This is a genomic window from Streptomyces sp. NPDC045701 (assembly GCF_056432045.1).
Genome location: NZ_JBWKJV010000028.1, coordinates 71,392 through 80,300, shown reverse-complemented (window position 1 = coordinate 80,300; position 8,909 = coordinate 71,392). Strand labels below are relative to the sequence as shown.

The window sequence follows — 8,909 nt, the reverse complement described above, 5'->3', positions numbered from 1 at the left end:
TACTGCAGGGGGGACCCTGTGGGAGAGTAGGACGCCGCCGAACAAGTTTTATGGGAGAGCCCCGCACCTTTTGGTGCGGGGCTTTTCCGCGTTCCCGGGCGTTTCCGAAAAAAGTTTGACGCTCGCTGACGGGCAGCGGTCGGATGGCGGGCATGGACTTCGACGAACAACTCGTGCGCCGGCTCGTCGCGGCCCAGTTCCCGGAATGGGCGGGGCTGGCGGTGGAGCGCTTTCCGTCCGGTGGGACGGTGAACGACGTGTACCGGCTCGGTGAGGACATGGTCGTCAGGCTGCCGCTCACCGAGGGCGGGGCGGCCGACGTGGTGATGGAGCGGGTGTGGCTGCCCCGCCTGGCTCACCGGGTGCCGGCGGCCATACCCGAGGTACTGGGAGCGGGGGAGCCCGGCGAGGGGTATCCATGGCCGTGGTCGGTGTACCGGTGGCTGGAGGGCGAACGCCCGGAGGCGGGGGCGGTCGTGGCGGCCGAGTCGCTGGCCGAGGACCTCGCGGGGTTCGTGCGCGCGATGCGGGGCCTCGCCCTGCCGGGGGCGCCGGCCGCCTACCGCGGTGGGCCGCTGCGGTCGCTCGACGCGGGGACCCGTGCGGCGATCGAGACGCTGCGGGGCGTACCGGAGGAGGACGTGGACTGCGATGGCGCTCTGGCCGCGTGGGAGACCGCGCTGCGGGCGCCGGAATGGGACGGACCACCGGTGTGGCTGCACGCCGACCTGATGCCCGGCAACCTGCTCGTCGGCCGGGGGAGGCTCACCTCGGTGATCGATTTCGGGTGCATGGGCGTCGGCGACCCGGCCTGCGACCTCTTCCCGGCGTGGAACCTGCTGCCGGCCGGAGCGAGGGAGGTGTTCCGCGAGAGGCTCGGGGTCGACGACGCGACGTGGATCCGCGGGCGGGCGCGGACGCTCTCGCAGGCGCTCATCGCGCTGCCGTACCACCGGTTGGCGAACCCGGTGATGGCGGCCAACGCCCGGTATGTGATCGGGGCGGTGCTCGGCGCGGGCTGATGCCGACGCCGAGGGCGAAATGCGTTGCCGGCAAGGAGCGGTGCGGCCAGGATCGGGGGATGGAACACCGCATACGCACGGTCCGCGCCGACGAGTGGCCCAAGGCCCGGGACATCCGCCTCGACGCCCTCCGGGACCCGTTGGCGCCGCTCGCCTTCCTCGACACGTACGAGGCGGCCTCCGACCGCGGCGACGAGCACTGGGAGCAGTGGGCCGGCCGTGCGGCGGAAGGCAGCGGCACGGCCCGGCAGTTCGTGGCCGAGGCGCCGGACGGGTCGTGGGACGGCACGGTGACCGTGCTGGTGGAACGGGCCGGCGAGGAGACTCCGTTCGGCGGGGTGCCGGAGGCCGACCAGACGCATGTGGTGGGCGTCTACGTCCGCCCCGGGGCGCGGGGCAAGGGCGTGGCGGAGGCGTTGTTCCGGGCGGCGCTGGACTGGTCGTGGTCGCTGGGCGAGGGGTCCGTGCGGCGAGTACGGCTCCATGTGCACGAGCGGAACGGGCGGGCGGAGTCCTTCTACCAGAAGGTCGGCTTCGTGCCGACCGGGGAGGCCCTGCCCGTGAAGGGGGATGCCAGCGGGGCGCGTGAGGTGGAGTACGAGATCCGGCGGCCCGTCAGGGAGTGAGGGGCCGGTCCGGCCAGCGGGCGCGGCCCTGTTCGGCCGAGCGGAGCAGGGCGTGGGTGGGAAGCCCGAGGTCCTGGCCGGCGGTCAGCAGGGCGGGCAGCTCCGGGAGGGGTGCCACGGCGGCGACGTCGTCGAGGACGAGCGTGAGTGGTGGGTCGAGCCGACCGGCGGATGACCGTGCGGCCATGCGGCGGCCGTGCTCGACCACGTCTGAGGCGAGCGCGGTCAGCAGGGGCATCGCGCCCGGGTGGGTCCTCGGGTCCTCGATTGGTTCACCCACCACATAAAGGGTGCCCCCTTCGGCGATGAATGATTCCAGCGCCAGCGAGTCAGTTCGATTCGGTGTGCACGCCTCGCGGATGTGGACCGAGGAGAGCGACGAGAGGGCCCGTACGGCCAACTCCTGGGCGACCTCGCGCCGTTCGGGGTACGCCGTGAGGGCCGATTCGAGCAGGCCGGCGTGGCTGTTCGTGGCCTTGGGGTGCGTACGGAGAACGCGTACGGGTTCGTGGGCGCCGTTGTTCTGTGCCCAGCGCTGGACCTGTTTGAAGGGGCGTCCGTCCACGGCGGCGGCGTGCAGCCAGCAACGGAGGAGCGTTTCCGCGGTGTCGGCGACGGCGGCGTCCACCCGGGCCCGGGGGCGTACCGGCGCGAGCAGGGCGGCCGCGCGCGCGGCGGCGGTAGCGGTGTCCTCGCAGCCGTGGGTGGGCGACCAGTGCAGCCGGGCGGGGGTGTCGCACCGGTGGCAGGGGTCGTAGACGAGCACGGGGCCGAGCTTGGCGCGAGCGTCCTTGGTGTCGGCCCACAGGGCCGGGTCGGACGTGATGACCAACGCCGGTCCGTCGGCGTCCTCCACGGCCCGGCGGGCCGCGGGGCGGCGGGTGGCGGCGTCGCCGTAGAGGAGGCGGGGTGCGGCGGCCGCCCCCGGTGCCTCCGGCGCCGGTACGGGTGTGGCCGCGGGTGCGGTTGTGGGGGCGGCAGCCGCGACGGGAACGGGCGCGGCGACGGGTGCGGGTGCGGGTGCGGCGTCCGGGGCGGGTGTCATGCCGTACGCCGCCTTGGGGGCGGCGGGGGGCGGCGCCTGCTGCCGTACCGCTTCGGGCGCCGGAGCGGGGGCCGCGTCGTACGCCTGTTCGCTCGTCGGTGGTTGGGCCGGTACGCGCGCCGGGCCCCGTCGTACCGCCGCCGATCCGGTGCGTGCCGCTCCCGCCGCCCGTACCGCACGCCACCGGGCGAACGTCCCGAGGACGAAGACGGCGAGCACCACCAGCACCATCAGCTCGCCGATGAACAGGCCCCAGAACAGCCCGTACCCCGAGAGCTGCCCCGCGGGGGTGGCGGGCCACGCCCCGGCCAGGTCGTGGGGCTGCGAGGCCAGGCTCCGTATCGCGAGGGGCGTCCGGGCGAACGTCACCTCGTCGGGCCACGCCCCGTGCGCGAACAGCCCCGACAGCCCGGTCGCCGTCCACGCCAGCAGCGTCACGCCCAGCAGGAATCCCAGCAGCCCCACCAGGAGGCCGTCGGGGATGCCGCGCTCCTCCGCCTTGCGCTCCATGTCACGCCACCGTCGACTGGGACGACTCGTTCATCTGCTGCTCGATGAGGGTCGCGCGCTGCTCCGCCTCCCATTCGGCGGCCTGCATGTCCTCCGGCAGGGAGGACGACGACTCCGTCATCGCCCGGTCCGTGTACACCAGTGGCCGTTCCGTCTCCGTGACCAGGTGCTTGACCACCTGCACATTGCCGTTGACGTCCCACACCGCGATACCGGGCGTCAGGGTCGGGATGATCTCCACCGCCCACCGGGGCAGGCCGAGGACCCGTCCGGTGGCCCGCGCCTCGTCGGCCTTCTGCGCGTAGATGGTCCGGGTGGACGCCATCTTGAGGATGGCCGCCGCCTCGCGTGCCGCCGCGCCGTCCACCACGTCGCTGAGGTGGTGGACCACCGCCACGAAGGACAGGCCGAGCCGTCGGCCGAACTTCAGCAGCCGCTGGAACAGCTGTGCCACGAAGGGGCTGTTGATGATGTGCCACGCCTCCTCCACCAGGAAGATGCGCTTCTTGCGGTCGGGCCGGATCCAGGTGTGCTCCAGCCACACCCCCACGATGGCCATGAGGATCGGCATGGCGATCGAGTTGCGGTCGATGTGGGAGAGGTCGAAGACGATGAGCGGGGCGTCGAGGTCGATGCCGACCGTCGTCGGACCGTCGAACATGCCCCGCAGGTCACCGTCGACGAGCCGGTCGAGGACGAGGGCGACGTCCAGGCCCCATGCCCGTACGTCGTCGATGTCGACGTTCATCGCCGCCGCCGACTCCGGCTCCGGGTGGCGCAGCTGCTCGACGATGTCGGTGAGGACGGGCTGGCGGTCGGTGATGGTCTGGTGCACGAACGCGTGCGCGACCTTGAGGGCGAAGCCGGACCGCTCGTCCAGGCCGTGCCCCATCGCCACCTCGATGATCGTCCGGAGCAGCGCCAGCTGACCGGTGGTGGTGATCGACGGGTCGAGGGGGTTGAGCCGGATGCCGTCGTTGAGGGCGGCGGCCGGGTCGAGGCGGATGGGAGTTATCCCCAGCTCCTGCGCGATGAGGTTCCATTCGCCGACGCCGTCCTCGCCCTGGGCGTCGAGGACGACGACCTGGCGGTCGCGGAACCGGAGCTGGCGCAGCACGTACGTCTTCTCCAGCGCCGACTTGCCGTTGCCGGACTCGCCCAGCACCAGCCAGTGCGGGGCGGGGAGCTGCTGGCCGTACAGCTGGAACGGGTCGTAGATGTACCCCTTGCCGCTGTACACCTCGCGTCCGATGATCACGCCGGAGTCGCCGAGGCCGGGCGCGGCGGTCGGCAGGTAGACGGCCTGGGCCTGGCCCGTCGACGTACGGACGGGAAGCCGGGTCGTCTCGACCTTCCCGAAGAGGAAGGCGGTGAAGGCCTCGGTGAGGACTGACAGCGGATCTCGCATCAGGATCAGGCGCCCCTATCGGCGGATGCCGGTCGCGAACGGCAAGGTGTTCACAAAGGCCCGGTGGTGCTCGCGGTCGCACCACTCCAGCTTCAGATACGACTTGCCGGCCGAGGCCCTGATCGTCCGCTTGTCCCTGGCCAGGGCCTCGGGCGTACGAGACGACACAGTGATGTACCCGACGAGGTTGACTCCCGCCGCGCCGCTGGCGAGATCTTCACCCCGCTGGTCGAGCCGGCCGTGGGCGGCGATGTCGCGCGGGTCGACGGTGCGGTTCATCTTGGCGGCGCGGCTGGCCTCCGCCTCGTCGTTGGTCTTCTCGGTCAGCATGCGTTCGATGGCGACCTCGGTGGGTTCGAGGTCCATGCAGACGGCGACGGTGCGGATGACGTCGGGGGTGTGGACGAGGAGCGGCGCGAGGAAGTTCACCCCGACGGGCGTCATCGGCCACTCCTTGACCCATGCGGTGGCGTGGCACCAGGGGGCGCGGGTCGACGACTCGCGGGTCTTCGCCTGGAGGTACGTCGGCTCGACGGCGTCGAGTTCGGCGGGCCAGGCGTTTCGCTTCGTCATGGCCTGGATGTGGTCGATGGGGTGGTCCGGGTCGTACATGGAGTGCACGAGGGACGCGAGCCGGGACTGGCCGAGGGGCTGGCGCACGCGGATGTCGGCCTCGGCGAGGCGGGCGCAGATGTCGGTCAGCTCGCGGGCCATGACGACCGCCAGGCCGGCGTCCTTGTCGAGCTTGCGGGCGCCGGTGGCCTGGCGGGCGGCGCGGGCCATGGTGTGCGCCTCGGCGGCCAGTTCGCGGGAGTAGTGCATGCAGGCGACGAGGTACGCGCGGTGCTGCTCGCTGGACGTCGACACCATGGACTGGAGCTGGTCGTAGGAGTCGCGGAGCCAGCCGGGGGCCCTCGGGTCGCCGCGCTGGGCGACGTCCTTGGCGTGGGCGTCGGGGTCGGCGGGGAGGGTGCGGGCGAGCATCTGGAGGCGGGTGACGAAGCCGTCGCCGTTGGCTACGTGCTTGAGGAGGGTACCGAAACGGTCCACCAGGGCTTCCTGGTCCTCGCTGTCGCGCAGGCCGACGCCCGGGCCCTCGATCTCGATGGCGGCGGTGACGGTGCGGCGGTCGGCGTGGAGGAGGACGGCGATCTCGTCGGGCCCGAAGGGGGCGGAGAGCCAGTTGATGCGGCCGATGCCGGGCGGCGGGCCGACCTCGATCTCCCGGCCGTCGAGCCGGGTGCCCGCCTCCATGGCGGTGGAGCGGTAGGCGGTGCCCCGGCGGAGGGTGCGCTTGTAGCTGCGGTTGATCTCGAACCACTTGTAGAACGTGCGGCCCTTGTACGGCACGTACACGGCGGCGAGCGCGAGCATGGGGAAGCCCATGAGCGTCACGATCCGCAGGGACAGGACGGGGACCAGCAGCCCGCTCATCATGCCGAGGAACGCGCCGGCGATGATCAGCGCGATCTCGCCGGTCTCGCGGTTCTTGCCGACGATCGCGTTCGGCCGGGCCCGGCCGATCAGATACGTGCGGCGGGGCGTGATCGTCTGGGACTGGGTCGTCAACGCCCTCCACCTCCTGTGCTTCCTGTGCTGCTGCCTGTGCCGGTGTTGCTCTTACGGTGGGTGTGCGGCGTACCGCTGGTGCCCGGGCTGCGGGGCGGGGGTGCGGCGGAGGGGACGGATCCGCCGCCGGACGCGCCGCTGCCGCCGCTCCCGGCGCCGGACGACTGGTTGCGGGAGCTGTGGGCGGCGACGCCCCCGGACACGGCGCTCGCCTGCTGGGCGTTGCCGCCGCCACCGCCGCCGCGCTGGTGGCTGCGGCTGCTGTGGGTCTTGATGCCCTGGGAGACGAGCGCGGCGGGCGAGGAGATCACGGCTGCGGCCTGGGAGCCGTCGGTGGCCTGCTTGCGGTTCGTACGGGCGGAGGCGATCTCGTCGCCGAAGCCGGGGACGAAGCGGTAGATCATCGCCGAGGCGAAGATCGCCAGCAGGATGATGGCGAGGCCGGAGACGACGGCCGAGAACGCGTCGGGGCCGTCGTCGGAGGACAGGGCCCCGGCGAGGCCGAGGACGATGACGATGACCGGCTTCACCAGGACCACCGCGATCATGATCCCGGCCCAGCGGCGTACGTGCCCCCACATGTTCTTGTCGACCAGCCCGGCGTACACCACGGTGCCGAGCAGCGCGCCGACGTAGAGCAGGGCGGCACGGATGACGAGCTCGAGCCAGAGGATGCCGGCCGCGAGGATCGACACGAGGGACACGACGATCAGCATGATCGGCCCGCCGCCGATGCCCTCGCCCTTCTTGAGCGCCTCGGCGAACGTCCCGAAGAACGCGTCCGTCTGCCCGCCGCTGCCGGCGGCGATCACCTCGGTGACGCCGTCGGTCGCCGAGACGACGGTGTAGAGGATGAGCGGGGTGAACGCGGACGCCAGCACGGTGAGCCACAGGAACCCGATGGCCTCGGACATCGCGGTCGCCAGGGGCACGCCCCGGATGGCGCGCTTGGCGACGGCGAGGAGCCACAGGACGAGGGTGAGGACGGTGGAGGCGGCGAAGACGACGGCGTACTGCTGGAGGAACTTGGGGTTGGTGAAGTCCACCTCGGCGGTGCTCTTCACGGCCTCGCTGAGCTTGCCCACGATCCACGCGGCGGCGTCGGCGCAGCCCCGCGCGAGGGACGCGAGCGGGTCGAGAGCGGTGGTGGGGTCGGCGGGGTTGGAGGGGACGGAGCGGGCGCCGTTGGCGGCCTTCTCTCCGTCCTCGCAGTAGTCCCTCGCCAGGCCGACCACCAGGTCGCAGGGGTTGTTGGTGGTGCTCGGCGAGGGGGCGGGCGGGGTGGGCGTCGGTGCGGCCGCCGCGCGGGCCGCGAACAGGAAGAGCGTCGTCTGTACGGCCGCGAATGCTGCGGCGGCAGAGCGGGCGTGACGGCTACCGCGCATAGGTGAAGCCTCCGTACCCGGCCACTGCACCGGCGATCTCGTCTGCGGTGGAGGCGCGGTTGTCGCCGGTGACCGGCGTCGGGCCCTCCTTCTGGCTGGATGACTCGATCTTCCAGTCGTTACCGCTCCACTTGAGCTTCTCGGTGATCGTGAACCACGTTTCCGTCACCGGCTTGGTGGAGCCTTCGCCGGCGAGGCCCACGAGGCCGGTGCACCAGACCTCGATGGTCGCTGAGTCACCACTGGCGTCGATCACCTTGGTGCCGACCGGGATCGTGCGGGACACGAACGTCAGTCCCTCAGGTACCGAGCCGTCCTCATTCAGGCCGACGTTCTTGAGGAACGCGGCCGAGTAGGCGGTGTCCAGTCTCCCCAGCAGGCTGTCCACGACAGCGGGGTCGTGCACGGTACGCACGATCTCGTGCCGCGTGGCCTGCCGGAACATCCCGTCGGACCCCAGCGCCACCGCGTAGTTCGCCGCCGCGCTCTGGGCGCCCTGCTCGTCGTGGGCGTAGCCCGACGGGATCGTGCCGTTCCTGCCCGACACCGGCCTGACGCCCGTCGCGGCCGTCGGGGCGGCGTCGCGCTTGGCCGGGGCGTCCGATGAGGTGTCGCCGCCGCGACCGCCGCGGTTCGCGAAGGCGATGGCGGCGATCAGCAGGACCACCACGCCCACCACCGTGATCAGCGACCGCGAGTTGCGGGCCGGGCGGCGGGCGCCGCCGTAGACGCCGCCGTAGACGTCACCGGCGCCGCTGTCGGGCAGGCGGGTACGGGTCTGTCCCGTACCACCGCCTCCCGTGCTGCTGGCGCCGTCGTGCTCGTCGCCGAGGCTCATGACGGGTACGCCCCCTCAACCGTTTGCTGATACGTATGGTGACTGGACATCAGGTGGCGCGCCTCTGGGCCGAGAGCCGGGGGTGGGGCCGGCGAAGGGTCAGACGGCCATTCCGTACACGATGGTGAACAGCGTTCCCAGGGATCCGATGATGAAGACCCCGGTGAGGCCGGCCACGATCAGCCCCTTGCCCTGTTCGGCGCTGAACGTGTCCCGGAGCGCGGTCGCGCCGATGCGCTGCTTGGCCGCACCCCAGATCGCGATGCCGAGGCACAGCAGGATGGCCACGGCCATCACCACCTCGATCATCACGCGGGCCTCGTTCCCCAGGCTCCCGAAGGGCCCCCAGTTGGGGGCGATTCCGCCAATGATGGTGGTGATGTCGCCTTTTTCGGCCGCCAGGTACATGTAACTCACCGCCCCTGTTGGGTAGTTCGACGCCCCTGCCTCATGGCACGGGTCACCGCACTATCTTCGCTGATGAAACCGCCCATGTGCGCCGACTT

Annotated in this window: 8 protein-coding genes; 2 read left to right on the top strand and 6 right to left on the bottom strand. The window is 71.8% G+C overall.

The genetic code is table 11. The features are described from left to right. Positions 1 to 152: 152 nt before the first annotated feature. Both AC07DW_RS25020 and AC07DW_RS25015 read left to right on the top strand, forming a co-directional pair. Positions 153 to 1,022 carry an aminoglycoside phosphotransferase family protein gene (locus AC07DW_RS25020; protein WP_478859917.1) on the top strand — a complete coding sequence of 290 codons (870 nt, stop codon included), beginning with the start codon at positions 153 to 155 and terminating at the stop codon, positions 1,020 to 1,022. Between the two features lie 59 nt (positions 1,023 to 1,081). Then, positions 1,082 to 1,648, top strand: coding sequence for a GNAT family N-acetyltransferase (locus tag AC07DW_RS25015; protein WP_478859916.1), 567 nt, complete (start codon positions 1,082 to 1,084; stop codon positions 1,646 to 1,648). On the opposite strand, the gene AC07DW_RS25010 is transcribed toward AC07DW_RS25015, so the two are convergent. The 6 genes from AC07DW_RS25010 to AC07DW_RS24985 form a co-directional block, all read right to left on the bottom strand. Continuing rightward, positions 1,638 to 3,203 (bottom strand): P-loop NTPase family protein, encoded by a 1,566-nt coding sequence (locus tag AC07DW_RS25010; protein WP_478859915.1) that lies wholly within the window; start codon positions 3,201 to 3,203, stop codon positions 1,638 to 1,640. The genes AC07DW_RS25015 and AC07DW_RS25010 overlap by 11 nt on opposite strands. Before the next feature lies 1 nt (position 3,204). Next, the gene (locus tag AC07DW_RS25005) at positions 3,205 to 4,611 is read right to left on the bottom strand and encodes an ATP-binding protein (protein ID WP_478859914.1); all 1,407 of its coding nucleotides are present in this window, start codon (positions 4,609 to 4,611) and stop codon (positions 3,205 to 3,207) included. A 15-nt stretch (positions 4,612 to 4,626) separates the two neighbouring features. Continuing rightward, positions 4,627 to 6,180 (bottom strand): SCO6880 family protein, encoded by a 1,554-nt coding sequence (locus tag AC07DW_RS25000; RefSeq protein ID WP_478859913.1) that lies wholly within the window; start codon positions 6,178 to 6,180, stop codon positions 4,627 to 4,629. After that, positions 6,177 to 7,565, bottom strand: a complete 1,389-nt coding sequence (locus AC07DW_RS24995) for a hypothetical protein (protein WP_478859912.1) — start codon at positions 7,563 to 7,565, stop codon at positions 6,177 to 6,179. The genes AC07DW_RS25000 and AC07DW_RS24995 overlap by 4 nt, the downstream gene beginning before the upstream one ends. Beyond that, the gene (locus AC07DW_RS24990) at positions 7,555 to 8,403 is read right to left on the bottom strand and encodes a hypothetical protein (RefSeq protein WP_478859911.1); all 849 of its coding nucleotides are present in this window, start codon (positions 8,401 to 8,403) and stop codon (positions 7,555 to 7,557) included. Before AC07DW_RS24990 ends, AC07DW_RS24995 begins: the two co-directional genes overlap by 11 nt. A gap of 99 nt (positions 8,404 to 8,502) precedes the next feature. After that, on the bottom strand, positions 8,503 to 8,811 hold the full coding sequence (locus AC07DW_RS24985; RefSeq protein ID WP_017945892.1) for a hypothetical protein: 309 nt from the start codon (positions 8,809 to 8,811) through the stop codon (positions 8,503 to 8,505). Positions 8,812 to 8,909: the final 98 nt, after the last annotated feature.

Coding starts and splice junctions, on each gene's coding strand:
- AC07DW_RS24985 (WP_017945892.1), bottom strand. CDS start 8,811: ATGTACCTGGCGGCCGAAAAAGGCGACATCACCACCATCATTGGCGGA.
- AC07DW_RS25020 (WP_478859917.1), top strand. CDS start 153: ATGGACTTCGACGAACAACTCGTGCGCCGGCTCGTCGCGGCCCAGTTC.
- AC07DW_RS25015 (WP_478859916.1), top strand. CDS start 1,082: ATGGAACACCGCATACGCACGGTCCGCGCCGACGAGTGGCCCAAGGCC.
- AC07DW_RS24995 (WP_478859912.1), bottom strand. CDS start 7,565: ATGCGCGGTAGCCGTCACGCCCGCTCTGCCGCCGCAGCATTCGCGGCC.
- AC07DW_RS24990 (WP_478859911.1), bottom strand. CDS start 8,403: ATGAGCCTCGGCGACGAGCACGACGGCGCCAGCAGCACGGGAGGCGGT.
- AC07DW_RS25010 (WP_478859915.1), bottom strand. CDS start 3,203: ATGGAGCGCAAGGCGGAGGAGCGCGGCATCCCCGACGGCCTCCTGGTG.
- AC07DW_RS25005 (WP_478859914.1), bottom strand. CDS start 4,611: ATGCGAGATCCGCTGTCAGTCCTCACCGAGGCCTTCACCGCCTTCCTC.